The 21,419-nt window shown below is 32.2% G+C and carries 16 protein-coding genes, 1 tRNA gene and 1 pseudogene; 7 read left to right on the top strand and 11 right to left on the bottom strand.

Features of this window, described 5'->3' with window-relative positions:
• Positions 1-113: 113 nt before the first annotated feature.
• The 9 genes and pseudogenes from Q4487_RS11635 to Q4487_RS11590 all read right to left on the bottom strand — a co-directional run bounded on the left by Q4487_RS11635 (position 114) and on the right by Q4487_RS11590 (position 8,326).
• On the bottom strand, positions 114-1,178 hold the full coding sequence (locus Q4487_RS11635) for an ArsO family NAD(P)H-dependent flavin-containing monooxygenase (RefSeq protein WP_303543196.1): 1,065 nt from the start codon (positions 1,176-1,178) through the stop codon (positions 114-116).
• Positions 1,179-1,402: 224 nt separating this feature from the next.
• Positions 1,403-1,815 (bottom strand): annotated as a pseudogene (locus Q4487_RS17060) (VOC family protein).
• A gap of 232 nt (positions 1,816-2,047) precedes the next feature.
• Positions 2,048-2,500: a hypothetical protein gene (locus tag Q4487_RS11620; RefSeq protein WP_303543202.1), complete on the bottom strand. Its 453-nt coding sequence runs from the start codon at positions 2,498-2,500 to the stop codon at positions 2,048-2,050.
• A 62-nt stretch (positions 2,501-2,562) separates the two neighbouring features.
• The gene (locus Q4487_RS11615; protein WP_303543204.1) at positions 2,563-3,129 is read right to left on the bottom strand and encodes a Crp/Fnr family transcriptional regulator; all 567 of its coding nucleotides are present in this window, start codon (positions 3,127-3,129) and stop codon (positions 2,563-2,565) included.
• A gap of 466 nt (positions 3,130-3,595) precedes the next feature.
• Positions 3,596-3,883, bottom strand: coding sequence for a type II toxin-antitoxin system RelE/ParE family toxin (locus Q4487_RS11610; protein ID WP_303543205.1), 288 nt, complete (start codon positions 3,881-3,883; stop codon positions 3,596-3,598).
• Positions 3,876-4,115 (bottom strand): CopG family transcriptional regulator, encoded by a 240-nt coding sequence (locus tag Q4487_RS11605; protein ID WP_100894965.1) that lies wholly within the window; start codon positions 4,113-4,115, stop codon positions 3,876-3,878. The genes Q4487_RS11610 and Q4487_RS11605 overlap by 8 nt, the downstream gene beginning before the upstream one ends.
• A gap of 255 nt (positions 4,116-4,370) precedes the next feature.
• Positions 4,371-5,552 (bottom strand): MvaI/BcnI restriction endonuclease family protein, encoded by a 1,182-nt coding sequence (locus Q4487_RS11600; RefSeq protein ID WP_303543209.1) that lies wholly within the window; start codon positions 5,550-5,552, stop codon positions 4,371-4,373.
• Positions 5,549-7,756, bottom strand: coding sequence for a DNA cytosine methyltransferase (locus Q4487_RS11595; RefSeq protein ID WP_303543211.1), 2,208 nt, complete (start codon positions 7,754-7,756; stop codon positions 5,549-5,551). The genes Q4487_RS11600 and Q4487_RS11595 overlap by 4 nt, the downstream gene beginning before the upstream one ends.
• A gap of 497 nt (positions 7,757-8,253) precedes the next feature.
• Positions 8,254-8,326: transfer RNA gene (locus Q4487_RS11590), tRNA-Met, on the bottom strand.
• 242 nt (positions 8,327-8,568) lie between these two features.
• Between Q4487_RS11590 and Q4487_RS11585 the strand changes: the two genes are divergently transcribed.
• The 3 genes from Q4487_RS11585 (at position 8,569) to Q4487_RS11575 (ending at position 12,584) form a co-directional block, all read left to right on the top strand.
• Positions 8,569-10,047, top strand: coding sequence for a Na+/H+ antiporter NhaC family protein (locus tag Q4487_RS11585; protein ID WP_303543213.1), 1,479 nt, complete (start codon positions 8,569-8,571; stop codon positions 10,045-10,047).
• Between the two features lie 50 nt (positions 10,048-10,097).
• Positions 10,098-10,982, top strand: coding sequence for a GTPase Era (gene era, locus Q4487_RS11580; RefSeq protein ID WP_013620291.1), 885 nt, complete (start codon positions 10,098-10,100; stop codon positions 10,980-10,982).
• Positions 10,983-11,066: 84 nt separating this feature from the next.
• On the top strand, positions 11,067-12,584 hold the full coding sequence (locus tag Q4487_RS11575) for a choice-of-anchor I family protein (RefSeq protein WP_303543215.1): 1,518 nt from the start codon (positions 11,067-11,069) through the stop codon (positions 12,582-12,584).
• 62 nt (positions 12,585-12,646) lie between these two features.
• On the opposite strand, the gene Q4487_RS11570 is transcribed toward Q4487_RS11575, so the two are convergent.
• A complete protein-coding gene (locus Q4487_RS11570) occupies positions 12,647-13,147 on the bottom strand; it encodes a GTP-binding protein (RefSeq protein ID WP_303543217.1) in 501 nt (166 codons plus the stop codon).
• A 76-nt stretch (positions 13,148-13,223) separates the two neighbouring features.
• Between Q4487_RS11570 and der the strand changes: the two genes are divergently transcribed.
• Positions 13,224-14,528 (top strand): ribosome biogenesis GTPase Der, encoded by a 1,305-nt coding sequence (der, locus tag Q4487_RS11565; protein WP_100894971.1) that lies wholly within the window; start codon positions 13,224-13,226, stop codon positions 14,526-14,528.
• 39 nt (positions 14,529-14,567) lie between these two features.
• Here the strand turns inward: der and Q4487_RS11560 are convergent, their stop codons facing one another.
• Positions 14,568-15,593, bottom strand: coding sequence for a LacI family DNA-binding transcriptional regulator (locus Q4487_RS11560; protein WP_303543220.1), 1,026 nt, complete (start codon positions 15,591-15,593; stop codon positions 14,568-14,570).
• 187 nt (positions 15,594-15,780) lie between these two features.
• Between Q4487_RS11560 and Q4487_RS11555 the strand changes: the two genes are divergently transcribed.
• From Q4487_RS11555 to Q4487_RS11545, 3 genes are all read left to right on the top strand, one after another.
• On the top strand, positions 15,781-18,375 hold the full coding sequence (locus tag Q4487_RS11555) for a TonB-dependent siderophore receptor (RefSeq protein WP_303543222.1): 2,595 nt from the start codon (positions 15,781-15,783) through the stop codon (positions 18,373-18,375).
• 82 nt (positions 18,376-18,457) lie between these two features.
• Positions 18,458-19,759, top strand: coding sequence for a trehalase family glycosidase (locus Q4487_RS11550; protein WP_303543224.1), 1,302 nt, complete (start codon positions 18,458-18,460; stop codon positions 19,757-19,759).
• 12 nt (positions 19,760-19,771) lie between these two features.
• Positions 19,772-21,418 carry a sodium/solute symporter gene (locus Q4487_RS11545; RefSeq protein WP_100894975.1) on the top strand — a complete coding sequence of 549 codons (1,647 nt, stop codon included), beginning with the start codon at positions 19,772-19,774 and terminating at the stop codon, positions 21,416-21,418.
• The last annotated feature ends 1 nt before the right edge of the window (position 21,419 follow it).

Here is a 21,419-nt window from a genome sequence, read left to right as displayed (position 1 = left end):
TATGTAAAATCTCTTTTAAAAAGCTTATTTTCTTACAATCTAAGATAGAGGTAAAAATAAAATAAGAGAAGTAATTAGCTAATAATTAACATTATAAAACTTAAGATGTTGTTTTACAAACCGCCAACATAAGCAACAATCTCCTTTACAGTTTGTTTAGCAGTTTTTCCAACGCCATAAATAGTAGCAGAGGCAAAACCCGTCCAATTGCCATAGCCAACCAACCACAAGCCATTTATATCTGTAGCTTTTGTACCTGTTGTGTTTATTTTACTGTTTTGGGTAATTTGCAATGCAGACAAATGTTCTAAATTAGCTCTAAAGCCAGTACACCAAATAACTACATCTACAGGTTCTTTAGTGTTGTCTTCCCAGATAACACCATTTTCATAAAAGGATGTAAAAGGCCTATAATCTTTAAAAACACCTCTTTTTAAGGCTTCTTGTACGCTTTTAATTTGTACAATATCACTTAATGATACTTTCTCTGTATAGCTTTTTGTGTCGTTATTAACATAACTTTCTGTGGCCTGTTTAAACAAATAACGACCATCTATCTCCTTAGGTAAAAAATTAGGTTCTTTTAGGGTAACCCATTTTGCTTTAGAAACTTTAGATACTTCTGCTAAAATTTGAGCACCAGAGTTACCGCCGCCAACAACAATAACATTTTTATCTTTTAAATTACTAGCGTTTTTATAATTTACAGAATGTATTTGTTCTCCTTTAAAAATGTCTGCTTTTGGATATGTTGGAATAAAAGGATTTTTAGCAGTACCCGTAGCACTTACTAGTGTTTTGCTATAAAAAACACCTTTGTTTGTAGTTACTTTATAAAAATTATTTTCTTTAACTACCTGCTGCACAGTTGTACTATAGTTTACAGGAAAATTGTATCTTTTTTTATAAGCAGTAATATACTTAATAAACTCGTTTTTAGTAGGGTATTCTTCATCTGTATTGGGCATTTGCCAACCAGATAATGAGCTGTATGCAGCAGTCGAAAATAGCTTTAAACTGTCCCAAGTTTTTAGCCAAGCACCACCAGCGGTATCTTGTTCATCTAAAATAAGATACTCTAATTTAGTTCTTCTAAAAAAATAACCAACAGACAAACCTGCTTGTCCGCCACCAATAATAATACAGTCGTATATTTTATGTTCAGAGTTACTTTTCATTGCTACTAAATTTAGTAATTACAGACTAAAGTTACTCTTATTTTTTAAGCGGAAAAAGAACATAAATCATATTTAAAAACAGCTGTGTAATTAAAATAATAGAGTAGAAGCACCAACTTAAATTTAGCGTATAAAAAAAGCTCATAGAACTTGTTTTTAGAGTTTATGAGCTTACTATAATAAAGCCTTAAAATAACGAAGAATTTGTTTGTTTTTCACCTCAGTTATTTGTAATGACTAGTTTTTTGTTTCGTTCTTTTTGCAATCGGGTGTTCGGGATTTAACTCCAGTAAATCCCATAAATTTCCATATAAATCCTTAAAAACAGCAACAGTTCCGTAATCCGCTTTTTTCGGTTCTCTTATGAATTCAATTCCTCTTGATTTCATTTCATTATAATCTCTCCAAAAATCATCAGAATTTAAGAATAGAAATACTCTTCCTCCTTTTTCGATGCTCTAGCTAATAATATTGTTGTTCCAACAGAGTTTGGTGGTGATATTATAACCCATCTTTTATCTTGTTCTGGTTGATAAATATCTTCTATTAATTCAAAATTCAACTTTTTTGTATAAAATTCAATCGCTTCATCATAATCTTTTACGACTAATGCGATATGCACTATGGATTGTTTGATTGGAAATGGTTTTTAATTGGTTACAACGTTCATTGTAAGAAACACAAGGCTGTTGATAAGCACTTTCGTTTCGGTTTATTACTTAGCTAAATATAAATATTTTTGCTTTTATCTTTTCTACTATAAAAGCCATATTTTATATTTAGCTGACTTTGTTTCTATACACAGACCTCTCAGTTTAACACAAACGCCTTCTATTTTCTTATACATTTTTAGCCACTGGCTTTCTTCGTTAAACTCGGATTGTACACATATAAGTCCATATAACAAACAAGACTTGTAATGGGATTCGAAACCATAAATAGGCAAGACCATTTCCATCAAATGTTCCTTTTTGGTAGTTTACATTATGTATAGAAGCATAAATATTTGCGGGTAACATTAAAAGAAGGAAAATAATTAATGTCCATCCTGATATAACTTTAAGTTTAGGAATTAAAAGGCTTATTGCAAGTAAAATCTCAAAGATTCCTGTTAGGTAAACAAAACTATTTTTAAAAGGAATAAATTGAGGTACCATCATTGACATTCCTTTTGTAAATATAAAATGCCCAATTGCTGTAAACACTAGCATTATAGACATTGCAATCCTAGCAGATCGAGTAAAGTCATATTCTTTCCTCATAAACCCAATTACAAAAAGAGAGATTATAAAAGCTACTAACAGAATAATTAACGGTTTCATATTTTTCTAAATTAGTGAAGCACAAAGGTTAGAAAAGAATAAATAAAACGAATGAACCCAAGTTAATTAATGCGCTTTCTTATTCTACTAAGTGCTTGCGGCGTAATCCCAATATATGAGGCAATATATTTTAGAGGAATTTGCTGTAATAATTTCGGTCTATCAGTGAACAAGTCCAAATATCTCTGTTCTGCCGTTTTATTTAATAAAGAAAGTTCCCTTTTAGATTTTATTAGAAACATTTTCTCTGCCATTTTTTTTCCGATAATATTTCCATTATTTGTGTTGTCATAGACTTCTTGTAAATCTTTTTCCGAAATTTTCCATAAAGTTGTTTCGGTCAACGTTTCTATTTCATACTCGGATGGACTTTGTGTTAAAAAAGAATCATAAGCAGTAACAAATTCATTAGCAAATAAAAAGCCAAAAGTTAAATCAGAAGCCTCTCTAGGAATATACAGTCTAATTATTCCTTTGGAAATAAATGATACATAATTTTCAATTTTACCCATTTCTAATATAGTCGTGTGTTTTTTTAATTTTACTTCTTGTAGTTTAGAAGAGAAAAATTCCCAGTCAGAATCATTCATTGGAGAAATAGTATCAATAAACTTTTTGATTTCGTTCATTTGTGTATTTTTTTGATTGCAGGTAACTTGAGTATGTTCGGAACTTTTTATTCTATATCTTCATTGAATCCACGATTTAGCTCAATTTTTAGTATCAAATGGGTATCAGTAGGATGCTGTAAATTGTGTTTTAGTTGCTTCAAATTGCCAACAGTTTTATATATGAAAGCAGCTGATTTGTATACCTCTATTTTCAGTTTAAAAACAAAGGTAGCAGAAAAGAAATTAACTTTAAATTGGTTCTTAATTACTCTCTTATTATATACATCTTATGCTGTATTGTGAAAATAAAAATTCTTGCAAGCCATATGATGAAACTTACATTTCCATATTGCAGAAATAAATACAATAAAAAAAGCTCAAAGAACTTGTTTTAGAGTTTATGAGCTTACTATAGTAAAGTCTTTAAATAACTAAGAATTTGTTTTAATTTGATTTTTTGTTGGCTACGGTTTTTTAAATTCCATTATAATTTTTCATTCAAATCTTGTCTTCCAATTATTGTCACTATTTCAACAATATTTTCATTGACCTTATAAGAAATACTATCAACGCCACACGTGCAACGTCTGTATCCTTTTTTTATATAGTCAACAGATTCAAAGGAAAAAGGACGTTTAGCGATAATGTCAAAATATTCAAAAAAAGACTCAAAATATTTGTCTGCTTGGGTTATTCCGAATTTTTTAACTCCGTAATGGTGAATCCGAATTAAGTCATTTTTTGCTTCATTTGTAAGTTTGTATTTAGCCATTAAGCATAGACTTTGATTGAGCTAAAATACTTTCTTTACTATCACTCGTAAATCCACTATTTTCAGCTTTTTCAATTTTAGCTCTAACCCAATCAATTTGAACTTGTTGTTTTCGTGCTTGTCTAATTAAATCGTTAACTAATTCGCTTTTGCTAGAATATTCTTTATTGTCTACTTGGGCTTTTAACCATTCATCGTTTGGCTTTGTAAATGATATACTTTGTCTCGACATAATTTATTTATTTGATGTAAAAATACACCAAAAACGAATCACATCCAAATTTTAGCTAGCAGTCTCGACTATGAGTAGTTGCTTGGTTTAGCATTTAACTTTGTAAGTGTGCGAGAACAAGCACAAACTTAAATTTAGCGCATAAAAAAACTCATAGAACTTGTTTTGGAGTCTATGAGCTTACTATAATAATGACTTAAATTAAAAACCGTGAGTAATTGCGAAAGTTTATGACTTTCAGCGTTGGCAATTCCGCTATGCAATTAAATTGTAACTTTCACTTGGCGGAAACAGTAATTCAATTCCTTTCGGTTTAATTTTAAACAATGGACCTTTTTCGACAACTTTACCTTTTGAATTTCGTTTAATTAAATGGTCAAGCGTTATAATGCCTTGTTCAATTAGCAAGTCAAATTGCGATGTAATTGGCTTTTTAGTATGTTCTACCAACTTATATTGAAAATGTTCTCGGTCATTTATTCTGGTACTTTCGGCTTCTACCCAAAAGGTTTCTTTATGTTTTGACTTTAGTCGATTATGAAGTTTGTCTAACGTCCAAACCACAAAATCGCCAACCTCTGGTTTATCAGAGTTTTCAATCAGTTGTTTAATGTCGCTATCGATTCTTAAATTCAAGCCTTGCGAGTTTCTCGTAATTGCCGAAACTGTGCAATAGAGCTTAAAATCCTCTTCTCGTTCATAACCGAAGTTATTAAGAATTTCTGCCGAACTTTTAAATTTACTCAATTTCCAATCTGGAACTTGTGCAAATAGGTTTTTTCGATTTGTTCTGCTGTTTCTAAATGATTTAAGCTCAATTCCTTTGTAGTCTGGTTGTTTAGAGGAATTAATGTCAATTCCGAGTGCTGTTTCAAGTGTTCTTCCAACCGAAGTGTCAGCGTCAACCATTGAAGGAATTGGGCCAGCATTTGCTATTTTTCTTAACATAGCCAAAAGCTCAAAAGCGACTTCGTTCTCAGTTGTGTTAATTGCATTAATTAGCTCTTGAAATGGATTCAGAATTGAAGAATTAATCAATTCTCTGATATCTAATTTTGTTAAGTTGAAAACTTGAAATCGGTTATCAAAGTAAGTTATTCCAATAATATCGTTTGGGTCAGCAACCTTTGTTAGGCTATAAAACCAAATCCTTGGGTCTCCCTTTTTGGTTGAAGGACGATATAAAGATGCTTTTGATTCTATAGTCTTAAAACCAGTATGAATAATTGCTGGAATCATTACTTTACTCTCCGTTCCCTGACTTTGTAATTCGTAATCGTGTATATTCTCACTTTTTAAATAGCTACGAACAGAACCTGTCGCATCCATTATAGATTTTTTTAATCCTGTTTCGGTTGGTTCAATTAAAGTAAGAGAAACTTGGTTTTTAGTCAGTAATTTTATCTTTTCTTGTTCTGCGGTTGTAAGTTTTCTCACTTGATATGTTTTAAAATTTCACTTGCTACTGCTCTTGCTAATAATGGTGGAACAGCATTACCCACTAAAGTGTATTGTGGGACTTCTGTCTTTCTATTATTTCCACCTGTTGAGCGTTTGCCTTGGAATACAAAAGAGTCGTCAAAAGATTGTAAGCGTGCCATTTCTCTAACAGTTAAAGACCTTGGAGAATTGTAATGAATGTAATCATCTGCAATAGTCATTATGGTAGAGCTTTGTTCGTCTGGCTTTAAAACATTGTAATTTCTCTTGTTTGTAGAAAGATTTAATTTTTCAAGCTCTGGTTGTGCTTTTCTGTAGTTTCCATTTTTTAAAATGACACCAAGTCTTTCAATAACGGTTTCGTTTTGGTTACTTGTTTTGTGATTGTTTAGTATGTCAAAATACTTTTCTCCATTTTCAAGTGCTTCGCTATTTCTAACATAAAACGGCTTAGTTTGTGGTTTGAAACGTTCAATCAATCGACCTTTTTTTGACCACTCAGCAAATGATTTTCCACCTTTTGAAATTGGCTTTCCATCAATTCTACGCTTCTTTAAAAGTTTGGCCATTTTTTTGGCTGTTCCATTGTATTGAGCTGAAATGTCAACCAATTCGTAACGGTGAGCTTCTTGATTATTACCTATGAAATCCAAGTCATACAGAGCTTCAAAAATGGTGACTTTTTCTTCTTCTGAAACTGTTGCTGGAATTTCAGAAATATACTTTTGGTCTTTGCGGCAACCTATAAAAAGTACTCTTTCTCTATTTTGTGGAACACCATAATTTGATGCGTTAGCAACAAATGGCTGTTCTATTTTATAAAGCCTAATGCTTTCAAGAATAGTTTCTAACTCTTTATTTTGTTTTGTATTACAATGCGATTTTAATATTTCAATGGATTCATCAAAAGACGTTGTGTAGATTTTTAAGGATGTAATAATGTCTTCGCAATCTTTTTTATAAGTACTTGGTACTTTTAGAATTTTGAAAGCGTCTTCAATTTTTGAAATCACATTTTCAGAACTAATTTCTGTAAGGAAATCTGTGAAAGCATTTGCGAAATTGTCGCTGTCAATATTGCAAAAATCTTTTTCCTTTATAATATCACGTTTTAGCTTTTCCCATTCTTTTGTTCTAGCTAAAAGGTTAAAACCGTGGCGAATTGTATTTATATTTTCGTCAGTTTTACTCGTTTTGTAATCAGCAATTTTAGGCGTTAATTTTCTAAATCTATTTTCTACAAAAGTGATGAAATCAGCTTTTCCAGTTTCTTTATCTTTTTCAAGTAATTTTTCTAGTTCTACTCGCTTTATAATACTGTCAAAAAGAAACGAATTAGATTCTTTTCGTGTTTTTTTAATAAATGAAATTAGTAATGGAATTTCTTTTGTGTCAATAATAGAGTTAATCTCTTTGATGATTAGTTCTTTTATTTTGCCTTTTTCTTTTGTCAAAATTCCCTTGACATTTTCCATAACGAAGTATTTTGGTTGTAAAACCTTTATTACTTCTAGATAATGAGAGAATAAATCATCTTTTTTATCAAACTTTTTTCTTTTCCCTGCAAGACTGAAACTTTGACAAGGTGGTCCACCACAGACAACATCAATTTTTTTACCATCTATTTTCTCTAATAAGTTGTCTAAAAAATCTGGTTCAGTAATATCTTGTTTAAGAAATTCTGCATCCAAACCTAATTGGTGATTATATCGTACTAAGTGAGTTAATTCACAGTTTTCGTTTATATCATTAGCAACAACAAAATCAAAGAACTTATTGTTATGTTCAGCTTGTAAAAATCCTTCGCTAAAACCACCTGCTCCAGCAAATAAATCTACAAAAGTGAACGGTTTACCGTAAAGCGAAACTTGTTCTTTTACAATATTTATGTTATTATTTTCTTTATAATTTTCTATGTGTTCGTTTAAAATTCTTTTAACATCATCTTGAATAAAAGTCTTTTTATTAGAATGGTGTAAAAGTTCATCAGTTCTTTCTCTTAAGAAATCTAAATAATGATTGATTTCGTTTGATTCCACACTTGAACCTATCGCTTTCTGTTCAGACTTGTCAAATTTTTCAGGTTCAATTTTCTGTCCTGTTGAAACTTTAACTTGACTTCCGTTGCAGTTAATTCGAAGGTGAATTGGTGCAAAACCTTTTTTATCAGTTTTATCTAAGTAAAAATTTATTGTTGCCATAATTATTTGCGGACGTTTTTGCGTACACGGACAAATTTACGGACATTTTATTAAATTCCAATTTAATTCGTTTTTTTATTCAGGTAAGGTGTTGGTGAAAAGGCAAGCTCTTTTATTATTATTTTTTTTTTTACTTTGGATTTTGGCCTTGGCAAAAATAATATGATTGACCGTGCAGTGGACTTTTTTTAGTTTGCAGGTAATTAATCAGCTAAAAGTTATTGCTACAATATGGCTAAATAAACGAAAATATTCTGTTATGGTTATTTTTAGCGCTTAATTTTTTTACAATGTAAAACTATTTTGTTTATTGTAATTACGGATATTTGTAAATGGGCATCAATTTTTTATAAATAGTATAAAATTAATGGTGAGTAATTTTTCTATTATAAGTGTAAATAGATAGAATATGTAAACCAAAATAATAGAGTAGAAGCGCCTACTTAAGTTTAGCGTATAAAAAAAGCTTCACATTTCTGTGAAGCTTTTATACTTTGTAGCGGGAACTGGACTCGAACCAGTGACCTTCGGGTTATGAGCCCGACGAGCTACCTACTGCTCTATCCCGCGATTTGCGTTTCCAAAATAAACATCTTAGCTTTTAACTCTCAGATCATAACTGCTGACCGTTATATTTCGGACTGCAAATATACAACCTTTTTTCTATCCGGCAAGCCAAAATCAAAATAATTCTAAAAAATATTTATTTAGCATTTTTTACGTGTGTTTTTTGACGCTTAAAACAGCTAGTATTCTATAAAATCTTACTATTTTGTAACGTTTTATAAAACCTTTACTAAACCTATTTTTTTATGGATAATTACGGCTGGCTATCAATATTACCTCCAATAATTGCAATTGTACTAGCATTACGTACCAAACAAGTATACATAGCTTTGCTTTTTGGTATATGGTTTTCGTGGATTATCATAAACGATTGGAACTTTTTAACGGGTACTTTAAGCGCCATAGAAGGTATGGTTAACGTATTTAAGTCAGAGGGCAATACAAGAACCATAATGTTTAGTGCCTTGGTGGGGGCGTTGCTCTTATTTATTCAGTACTCAAAAGGTGTAGAGGGCTTTATAAATCAGCTTAACAAAGTAATTGTATATTTCGAGAAAAAACAAAAAGGCTACAGCAGAGTAATTGTACAGTTACTAGCATTACTTACAGGTATTTTGTTATTTGTAGAAACCAGTATAAGCTCATTAACAGTAGGTACGTTGTACAGACCTGTTTTTGATAAATTAAAAATACCAAGAGAAAAACTAGCGTATATAGCAGATTCTAGTTCTGCGCCATCATCTATATTAATCCCTTTTAATGCGTGGGGAGCTTTTATTATGGGCTTGTTGGTGACACAAGGATTAGACAATCCGTTTGGATTAATGCTGTCATCCATAGCGTATAATTTTTATCCCATTTTAGCCATTGCAATAGTAATAATTGTAATTGTGTTTAAAAAAGATATTGGTCCTATGGCCAAAGCAGAAAAACGAACACGAGAAACAGGTAAGCTTTTAAACGACAATTCTAAACCTATGCTATCTAGTGAGGTTACTTCGTTAGCACCTAAAGAAGGTATTAAAGCAAAGGCGTATAATATGATTATTCCTTTGGCTACAATGGTGTTTATGATGCCAATAAACTTGGTATACACTGGTTGGGGTAATGTTACAGATGCTGTATCAACATCAGACCATATTTTTAAAGCAATTGGTCAGGGTTCTGGGTCTTCTTCTGTATTATACGCTGTATTAACCGCTATTTTGGTGGCAATGGTGTTGTACAGGTCTCAAAAAATAATGAAAACCAAAGAAATGATAGACTTGGTTTTAAAAGGTATTAGTGAGCTTATGCCATTAGCATTACTTATGTTATTAGCGTTTGCAATTGGCGATGCTTGTAACGAGTTGGGTACAGGTAAATTTGTAGCAGAATGGTCTAAAGACTGGTTGTCTCCAGAGTTTTTACCAGCCATAATATTTGTAATTAGCTCTTTTATAGCATTTTCTACAGGTACATCATGGGGTACATTTGCAATAATGATGGCTATAGCAATACCAATGGCAGAGGTACACCAAGCACCAATAACGTTAGTAATTGCAGCAACTTTAGGTGGTGGTATTTTTGGTGATCATTGTTCACCAATATCAGACACCTCTATAATATCGTCAATGTCTTCTGCAAGTGACCATATAGATCACGTAAATACACAGTTGCCTTATGCCTTAATTGGTGGTATTGCAACCATTATATTATACTTAATTTTAGGGTTTGCATTGTAGTAAAGCCGTACAATAGTGTACCTTTGCATTTTAAATGATAAAATAGTAAAATGACTCATAAAGCCGGATTTGTAAATATTATAGGAAACCCAAATGTGGGTAAATCTACTTTAATGAACGCCTTTGTGGGCGAAAAACTGTCTATTATTACCTCTAAAGCGCAAACTACAAGGCATCGTATTTTGGGTATTGTTAATGGTGATGATTTTCAGGTAATACTTTCTGATACTCCAGGAATTATAAAACCAGCTTATGAATTACAAAGTTCTATGATGGATTTTGTAAAGACTGCTTTTGAAGATGCTGATATTCTTATTTATATGGTAGAAATAGGAGAAAAAGCATTAAAAGATGAAGCGTTTTTTAATAAGTTGAAAAATAGTAAAATACCGGTACTATTATTATTAAATAAAATTGATGCCTCTGAGCAAGAAAAACTAGAGGAGCAAGTACAATATTGGCAAGAGCAATTGCCAACAGCAGAAATACACCCAATCTCTGCCTTAATGAACTTTAATGTAAAAGAGGTTTTTCTTAGAATTATAGAGTTATTGCCACTGTCTCCTGCGTACTACCCTAAAGACCAGTTAACAGATAAGCCAGAACGTTTTTTTGTAAACGAAACTATTAGAGAAAAAATACTTCAATTTTATAAAAAAGAAGTTCCTTACGCTGTAGAAATAGATACAGAAGAATTTTTTGAAGACGAAGATATTATTAGAATGCGTGCCGTAATTATGGTAGAAAGAGATTCGCAAAAAGGTATTATTATTGGTCATAAAGGTTCTGCTTTAAAAAGAGTAGGTGTAGAGGCACGTAAAGACTTAGAAAAGTTTTTTGACAAGCAAGTACACTTAGAGCTTTATGTTAAGGTAAATAAAAATTGGCGTAGCAATGCAAACCAATTAAAACGTTTTGGTTACAATAAAGGCTAAAAGCTAACCTTTCTTTGTTTTTAAGTTTACAATAAAGTTATATTACATCATCATTTTTGGGAGAACTATATAATCAACCTGAAAATGAAAAAATATGTATTAAGCGCTGCATTAGTTGTAGCGCTGTTTGTTTCTTGTGATAAAGACGATAACAGTGGCGGTGAAACTCCTATAGACACATCTGCCTTAACGTTTAATAGAGTTGGTGGTTTTACCAACGGAACCGGAGATGAAGGTTTTGCAGAAATTAGTGCTTATGACAAGGTTTCTAAAAAACTATTTGTGGTTAACCCTAATAATAACGAAGTTTCGGTTTGGGATTTATCTTCACCAGAATCGCCATCTAAACTAACTCCTATAGCGTTAACAGGTACACCAAACAGTGTGGCAACCTATAATGGATTGCTTGCGGTTGCAGTAGAAAATGCAAACAAACAAGCAAATGGTAAAATTGTAACCTATAATACAGATACACAAGTTTTAGAGCAATCTTATGCTGCTGGTGCTTTGCCAGATATGGTAACTTTTAGTCCAGATGGTAAATACATTATTTCTGCTAATGAAGGCGAGCCAAATGATGATTACACTATAGACCCAGAGGGTTCTATAACAGTAGTAGACTTAACTAAAAAAGAAGTTGTACAGTTAAGCTTTGCAGGTTTTAATGGTCAGGATATAGACAATAATTTTAGAGTATTTGGTCCTGGTGCAACTGTTGCGCAAGATATAGAGCCAGAGTATGTAGCGGTTTCTAAAGATAGTAGGTTTGCTTATGTTTCTTTACAAGAGAACAACGGTATGGCTGTAGTTAACTTAAACTCTAAAAGTATTACTCAGGTTTTTGGTTTAGGTGTTAAAGACCATATGCTAACAGATAATATGTTAGATGCTAGTAATAAAGATGATATTGTTGGTAATTTTAAAAACTGGCCAGTAAAAGGTTTTTATATGCCAGATGCTATAACGTATGCATCTATAAACGGAACAGGTTATATTATTTCTGCAAACGAGGGAGACTCTAGAGATTATGATGGCTATTCTGAAGAAGAACGTGTTAAAGATGTAACATTAGACCCTACAGTTTTTCCTAACGCTGCAGACCTTCAATTAAATGAAAACTTAGGTAGACTTAAAATTACTACGGCAAATGGTGACACAGACAATGATGGTGATTTTGACGAGCTGTATTCATACGGAGCAAGATCTTTTACAATTTGGAATACAGACGGATCTTTAGTTTATGACAGCGGAGATGCTATTGGCAAAAAAACATTAGAAGTTAATCCTGCTTATTTTAATGCAGATGAGGGTGAAGCAGATGGCAGAAGTGATGATAAAGGTACAGAACCAGAGTCTGTAGCTACTTTAAAAATAGGAGATGCAACATTATTGTTTGTAGGCTTAGAACGTACAGGTGGTGTAATGGTTTATGATATTACAAACCCTGCAGCTCCAGAATATGTACATTGGATTTTTAATGGTAGTGATGTGGCTCCTGAGGGCTTACTAACTGTATCTGCAGAAGATAGTCCGTCTGGAGAAAATTTAGTTATAATAACTAACGAGGTTTCTAACACTGTATCTATTTACGAAATAAAATAAGTTGTAATTTATATTCTAAAAAAATTCTTAATAGCTACTTATGGTAGTTGTTAGGGATTTTTTTATGCAGTACACTCAGCAATAGTTTGCTGCATAAAAGCATAAAGTTCATTCATTTGTGGCTTTCCTTTTTGTTTTCCTATACGACCAAAAATGTATAAAGACACCCAAATAATACTCATAAAAATTATACTAGTTAGTTGTAAAAAGTAAGATTTGTTTAAAGACCAGTTTGTGTATCCCCAAATGGCAAAAATTAGAAAAGCAATTGCTATAGCAAAATGAATAAACATAAAAAAGGTCCATAATGAAGGGTTGGGACCAAAAACACCATAAATTTTGCAACTTTCTTTATTAATACTATCTAGTTCTAAATGAAGTTGTGGAGACCAAAAATGAATGTTTTTAGGTTTAATTTTTAAAAAGAGATGCTCATCTAATCGTTTGCAAGTAATATCGTTACTGTTTGTGTTTTCAAACTGATGAAGAATTATACTGCTTGGATGGTCTAATTTTAGCTGAAATCTAGGCCTTAAAACAATGTCGTTAGGTAATGTTTTCATTATGTAAATAGATAGTAAACAAAAAGATACTGTTTTTCTTCAGATATTAATAGTACTTTTGCAAAAAAATAAAAGAATGAGTGCTATTGTTGCCATCGTAGGAAGACCAAATGTAGGGAAGTCCACTTTTTTTAATAGATTAATTCAACGTAGAGAAGCAATTGTAGATGCTGTTAGTGGTGTTACAAGAGATCGTCACTACGGTAAAAGTGATTGGAATGGAGTTGAGTTTTCTCTAATAGACACTGGTGGGTACGTATTAGGAAGTGAAGATGTTTTTGAAGCAGAGATTGATAAGCAAGTAGAATTAGCTATAGATGAGGCAGATGCTATTATCTTTATGGTAGACGTAGAGTCTGGCGTAACAGGTATGGATGAAGATGTAGCTAAATTGTTGCGTAGAGTAGATAAGCCAACTTTTTTAGTCGTAAATAAGGTAGATAACTCTAAAAGAGCAGAAGATGCTGTAGAGTTTTATTCACTTGGTTTAGGAGAGTATTATACTATTGCCAGTATTAATGGTAGTGGAACAGGAGATTTGTTAGATGCTGTTGTAAAGGTACTTCCAGAAAAAGAACAAGAAAATGATGATTTACCTAGGTTTGCTGTAGTAGGTAGGCCAAATGCTGGTAAGTCTTCATTTATAAACGCCTTAATTGGTGAAGAAAGATACATTGTAACAGATGTTGCTGGTACTACCAGAGACAGTATAGATACAAAGTACAACAGATTTGGTTTTGAGTTTAACTTGGTAGATACAGCTGGTATCCGTAGAAAAGCTAAAGTAAAAGAAGACTTAGAATTTTATTCTGTAATGCGTTCTGTTAGAGCTATAGAGCACGCAGATGTTTGTATTTTAATGTTAGATGCTACTCGTGGTTTTGATGGTCAGGTAGAGAATATTTTTTGGTTAGCACAACGTAACAATAAAGGTGTTGTTATTTTGGTAAACAAATGGGATTTGGTAGAAGATAAAGAAACCAATTCTATAAAAGAATATACTACACGTATTAAGCAAGCTATAGAGCCTTTTACAGATGTGCCAATTATATTTGTATCTGTACTTACCAAACAACGTATTTTTAAAGCTATAGAAACAGCTGTAGAGGTTTATAATAATAGAGCTAGAAAAATACAGACACGTAAGTTTAATGACGTTATGTTACCTATTATAGAAAACTATCCGCCACCAGCGTATAAAGGTAAGTTTGTTAAAATTAAGTTTTGTACACAATTACCAACTCCTTATCCGCAGTTTGCATTTTTCTGTAATTTACCACAGTATGTACGTGATCCTTATAAGCGTTTCTTAGAAAATAAATTAAGAGAAAATTTTAATTTTGAAGGAGTGCCTATTTCTGTATTTATGCGTAAAAAATAAATATAAGTACAAGTATATTTAAGTTTAGTTGTTAGCGGTTTACCCCTTAAAGGTAGATTCTCTAACAACTAAATTTGTTTTTACCTCTATGGTTTTGGTTTGCATAGTTTCTTTTGGGTTTAATATTTCGTGTAATAAATAATTAACAGCAGTTGCGCCAATTTTACTTCCTGGTTGGTTTATGGTTGTTAAACTTGGAGATATTATAGTAGATTTAACAGAGTTACTAAAACCAACAACCGCAATTTCATTAGGAATATTAATGTTTAAGGTTTTTAGGGTTTGTATAGCTCCAATTGCTGCATTGTCTGTAATGGCAAAAATAGCATCTGGTCTATTTTTCATACTAGCAATTTGTCTTGTTATTCTTTTTCCGCTTTCTAATGATACTCCTTCTGCGCTAAAAATTAAATCTTCATTAATTGGTAAGTTGTTACTAGTTAATGCACGCTTATAGCCAGCTAATCTTGTTCTTGAGTTATAAGAGTTTTCTGTTTCTTTTAAAATAGCAATTCTCTTTTTGCCTAAACCAATTAAATGCTCTACTGCATTAAAAGATGCTTCTTCATCATCTATTACAATTTGTGAGCAAGGTATTTTATCAGAAACTTTATCAAACAAAACAAGTGGTATACGTTCTAATATACTTAATATAGAGTCTACAGATTTTGTTTTTCTGGCTAAAGACATAAGTACGCCGTCTACTCCAAACTGTATCATAGTTTGCAGCATTTCAAACTGTTTCTCTTCGTTGTTTTTAGATTCAGATATAATTACTCTGTATCCTAAAGTTTCTGCTTGGGTTAAAATGCCTTTTAAAATAGTAGCAGTAAAGCTGTGGCAAATATTAGGAACAACAACACCTAATGTATTTGTTTTTTTTGCTCTAAATCCTTTGGCAAAAAGATTGGGAATGTAGTTGAGCTCTTTTGCTAAATCTTTAACTTTTTTAATTGTAGCCGGACTAATATCAGGATGATTGTTTAAAGCTCTGGAAACTGTTGATACAGATACATTTAGTCTTTTTGATAGCTCTTTTAGCGTGATATTTACTTTTTTAGCCATTTACTTTGGGGTTTGTAAGTTAATATACTCAAAAAAAAGTGTTTATGCAATCGATTGCACAAACGTTTGCGTTATTTTATTGCAATAAAACTATTGATTTGTTGAGAATCACCTTATAAATTTACTTCACAATTGTACATTTTATAAATAACTGACAACAAACTTAAACTTATTAAAACTCAACAAAATGAAAAATTTAATTATTGCATTCGCATTAATTTTTAGCATTACAGGAGTGTTTGGACAAACAGATATCTCTGGTACGGTTAAAGATTCAGATGGAGTTCCGGTAGATGGAGCTAATATTATTATAAAAGGAACAAGTGAAGGGACAACATCAGATTTTGATGGTAATTACACATTTAACACTAGTTTAAGTGGCTCGCAAATAATAAGAGTTACTTATATAGGGTATACTACTATAGAAAAAACTGTTAACTTATCTGGTTCTTCAGTTACATTAAATTTTGTTTTAAATGCAGACGGACAACAGTTAGATGAGGTTTTACTAACAGCAACATCAACCAGAAGGTCCCAAAAAGAAACACCTTTATCTGTAACCTCTTTAGGGGCAAAACAATTAGCAAAAGTAAATACAAGTAGCCAGGCAGACGTATTGCGTAGTGTGCCAGGTATCACCGCAGAAGGTGGTGGTGGTGAGGTAGCATCTAACATTTTTGTAAGAGGTTTGCCTTCTGGTGGTCAATACCAGTTTAATCCATTACAAATAGATGGTATGCCAGTATTAAGCACATTTGGTTTAAACTCATCTGCTCATGATGTATATTTTAGGAATGATATAGGCATAAAAAGTTTAGAATTTGTGCGTGGTGGTTCTTCAATTTTATACGGAGTTGGTTCTGTTGCGGGTATTATAAATTATACCAGTATTACAGGAACGGTTCAACAAAAAACAACATTAAGAACCGAGTTTGGTAGCAACTCTAGGTACAAAGCAGATTTTGTTACTAGTGGTCCTTTAGGCGGAGAAGATTCTAAAACCTTTTACGCACTATCTGGATTTTATAGATATGATGAAGGGCCAATTATTACAGGTTTACCAACAGAAGGTTTTCAGTTAAGAGGTAATATTAAGCACGTAACAGAAAAAGGTTCTATTACAATATCTGGTCAGTATATAGATGATCAGGTGCAATTTTTCTTGCCTTACCCATTAGAGGGTGGTTCTAGAGAAAGACCAAATGGAAATAACGGAGATGAAATTTTTACACTGCAAACTGCAGATGCACAAGACATATCTTACAGAACTCCAGATGGTATATACACGTCTCCAATACAAGACGGAGTATCTACAAAGGGGTCTTACATTATGGCAGATTTTAAACATAGGTTTGATGATAGTTTTAAGTTAGATGCAAAATTACGTTACTCTAAATACGCACATCAGTTTAACTTATTTTTAGATGGTAGCGGTGTAGGCGGAGCAAAAGTTGTAGAAACACAACAAGAGTATTTAGATGCAAGAGGCTTAGCAAGCGGAGATTTTACATACTTAAACGGGCAACCTTTAGATGCAGATGCATTACTTTTTGAAAACAGAATTTTAGACAGAGATAGACCGCTACGTGAGTTAATGGCAGACATTAAATTAACAAAGTCTGTAGATATACACAATATTACTTTTGGTACATTCTTTTCTAGATCAGAAGCAGGAGATTTTAATGTTATTACTAGGTATTTAGGAGAATACAACAACAGGCCAAGTTTGGTTAATGTATCAGATTACAGTGTAAACGGTGTTACAAACAGAGGTTTAGCGTATACAAATCGTAATATTTCTAGTAATAAAATAGCTGCATTTATAGCAGATGAAATTAAACTAGATCGTTGGAACTTAGATTTTGGTATTAGATATGAGAGAGCTTCTGGTGATATTGAAAACGAAGGCACAGCATCTTACCTTGTAGATAATACAGGTATTGCTGGTTTAGATAATGTAACCTGGGGAGATGGTAGCTATACTAGAGGTCATGTATACGCAGATGATTTTGCTGTTGCTTTAGCAGCTTTGTATAAAGTAAATGATAACTTAAGTGTATATGGTAACTTTTCTAGAGGATACTTTTTTCCAGAGTTAAGAGGTACAAAGTTTGATGCTTTAGGAAATCCTTCATCATACGACACAGAGAAAATTCTTCAAGGAGAATTAGGTGTTAAATATGGTGTTCCTGGTTTTTCTGCAACTGCAGCGTTATATAATGTTAGTTTAAAAGACAGGCGCTCTGTAAGTTTTGTTAATGCTCCAGGAGGTGGTTTTTTAGAAGAAGTAGATAAGCAAGACTCTAATACATATGGTTTTGAAGGTACTTGGAACTGGAGTTTTGCAGATAACTTTGCTTTTACAGGTTCTTTTACATACCAAGATCATGAGATTACAAAGTCAGAGAACGACCCAACTATAGAAGGTAACGAGTTAAGAAGACAACCAAATGTTATTAGTGCTTTGGGCCTTAGTTATGATGATGCTAAGCTAGATGCTAGTTTTGATTTTAACTACACAGGTAAAAAGTTTACTAATGAAACAAATACAATAGAATTAGACGCAATAGGTATTTCTAATCTTAATTTAGGATATACTTTTAGTTTAAGTGAAGAAGGAGAAACATTAAGAGTAGGTACGCAAGTATTTAATTTGTTTAATTCAGATGGCGTAACAGAAGGCTCACCAAGGTTAGGTAATAACCAAACAGATGAAGAGTTTTTTGTAGGTCGTCCAGTGTTGCCAACAAGAGTATTTTTAAACGCAACATTCAATTTCTAAGTTAGTAGTTTTTTGTTTATAATTATTAAAAACACATTGGCGGCAGTCAGTGCCGCCAGTGTGTTTAATTCAACATTTTTTTATGAAAGAGAGGTTAATATCACAAGCCATTAATGTATTAGAGGAGAATTTTCAACCAGGAGGGTTTACAATTCCGTGTAAAGGATTGTATCCTTTTCAATGGAAATGGGATAGCGGTTTTATAGCCATTGGTCAGGCTTATTATGATGTGTCTAAAGCAAAGCAAGAAATTTCTACTTTGTTAGATGCGCAATGGGATAATGGTTTTATACCACACATTGTTTTTCATAACGAGAGTGATACCTACTTTCCAGGAGCAGATGTGCACAGATCAGATTTAAGTCCTGTGTCATCTAAAAAGTACAAGTCAACAGGAATGACACAACCTCCTGTTACTGGTTTTGTGCTAGAAGAAATGTATAGAATAGCAAAAGACAAAGAAGATATGTTTGGCTATATAAAAAGTCAAATAGACAAGGTTTATGATAACCATAAGTATTTTTATCAAAACAGAGATGTAAATGATGAAGGGTTGGTCTTTATTTACCACAATTGGGAATCTGGAACAGATAACTCTCCTATTTGGGATGATATTTGGAAAACAATGAACCCTCCAGATTATACTTTTGAACGTAGAGACACTACACACGTAGATGCATCACAAAGACCAAGTAAAAGAGAGTATGATCATTATTTATATATCATAGAAATAGCTAAAGAGCATAATTATAACGATGCTAAAATAGCAGAGTTATCTCCTTTTTTAGTAATAGACCCATTATTTAATGCTATGTTAATAAAGTCTAATCAAGCATTAATTAACTTGTATACACTTATTGGTGATAATGATGCTAAAATAGCACAACTTGTAAAATGGCAAGGAAAAAGTATAAAAGGCTTTAACAAAAAGTTGTGGGATAAAGATTTAGGTGCTTATGTACACTATGATTTAAGAAAGGATAAACCAATAAGTTTTGTAACATCATCATCTTTTTCTCCTTTGTTTGCAAACATACCAAGTAAAGAGAGAGCAGATATTTTGGTAAATACAATGATGACAAAATTTGGAGGAGAAGATAAGTACTTATGTGCTTCTTTTGATCCAGAAAGTGATCGTTTTGACCCTAAAAAATACTGGAGAGGTCCTGTTTGGATTAATATGAACTGGATTTTGTTCTACGGATTAAAAAATTACGAGTACAATAATATTGCAGATCGCATAAAAGAAGATTCTATAGAGCTTATTGAAAAATTTGGCTTTTACGAGTATTTTAACTGTAAAAAAGGAACAGAGGATGCTGGTTATGGCGGAGATAATTTTTCATGGAGTGCAGCATTGCTTATAGATTTTTTAAATAATTAATTAAACCAGAGTATGAACTATATAGACTATGCAATTGTTGGGCTTTACCTTTTTGGGTTCTTGGCAATGGGCTATTTTTTTAAGGAAAATAAAGACTCTAAAGACTACTTTTTAGGAGGTAAAAGTCTTGGGTGGTTTCCTTTAAGCCTATCTACCATGGCAACACAATTGTCTGCTATTAGTTTTATTTCTGCACCAGCATTTGTTGGGTTAAAATTAGGAGGAGGGATGAAATGGCTAACGTTTGAGTTTGCCGTTCCATTAGCAATGATATTTATAATGGTCATTATAGTTCCTCCTTTGTTTAGATCTGGAGTTGTTAGTATTTATGAGTTTGTAGAAAGACGTTTTCATTCATCTACACGTATGCTTTTAAGCGTGGTTTTTTTAATAAGCAGAGCTTTAGCAACGGGAGTAATGGTATACACTATTTCTATAATATTGCAAGCTGTTTTAGATATAGATTATGTGTATACAGTATTAATTATAAGTGTTATAACTATAATTTATTCTTGGCAAGGAGGTATGAAAGCCGTTGTTTGGGGAGATGCAATACAAATGATAATACTTTTTGTAGGCTTAATAATATGTTTGTTTTATGGTTGGTCTTTACTAGATAGTCATGGAGGTATAGGACAAGGTTTTGCTCCAGAAAGATTACAGGTAATAGACTTTAATTGGGGAATAGGAGAAGGCCAAGAATATGGTTTATGGCCAATGTTAATTGGTGGTTTCTTTTTATATGTTTCTTATTATGGTTGTGACCAAACACAAGCACAAAGATTGCTGTCTGCAAAAAATGAAAGTACCATACGCAAGTTGTTATTAGCAAACGGACTGTTGCGTTTTCCTGTTGTATTACTGTATTGTACTATAGGTTTGGTTGTAGGTACTTTGGTTATAAAAGCCCCCGATTTTTTAAATGATATTGCTGTAATGACAGAAAAGTATTTTCCTGCAGAATATGCCGCTACTGGCGCTAAAGCAGATTTAATGATACCTATTTTTATTACCAAATATTTACCCCACGGGTTAATTGGTCTGTTAATGGTAGGAATACTTTCTGCAGCAATGTCTACTTTAAGCTCAACAGTAAATTCACTATCTGCAGTTACGGTTGAAGATTTTTTTAATAGAGGAGGTAAAAAAATATCAACAAAAAAATACATGATGGTCTCTAAAATCTCAGTGGTTTTTTGGGGTCTTGTGTGTATGGCTAGCTCGTTTTTGTTTGGTGGCAGTAAAAGTGCAGTAATAGAAATTATAAATGCAATTGGTTCTGTTTTTTATGGGCCAGTTTTAGTAACCTTTTTACTAGCTATGTTTTCAAAAAAGGTAAACTATAAAGGTATAAATGCAGGTATTTTAATAGGTGTTTTGGTTAATCTTATTTTTTCTAAAACAATGCAAAATATTGTAGGCATAGATTTAGGAATACATATTTTTTGGATATGGTTAAACTTTACAGGTGTGCTATTAACTTTGGCTATTAGTTATTTAGTAAGTTATTTAACAGGTTGGCAAAAAGACACTAGTAATTTATTGATAAATGTATTTCCTAAAAAATCAGATTTTTTAATAAAAGAAGTTTATATATTATTAGGCTTTTTTGTTGTTATACTTATTCTAAGTTTTCTAATTCCCCAAATATATAGTTAGC

This window comes from Cellulophaga sp. 3_MG-2023, from assembly GCF_030546975.1.
Classification (GTDB): domain Bacteria; phylum Bacteroidota; class Bacteroidia; order Flavobacteriales; family Flavobacteriaceae; genus Cellulophaga.
This window is presented reverse-complemented; position numbering and strand designations above follow the sequence as displayed.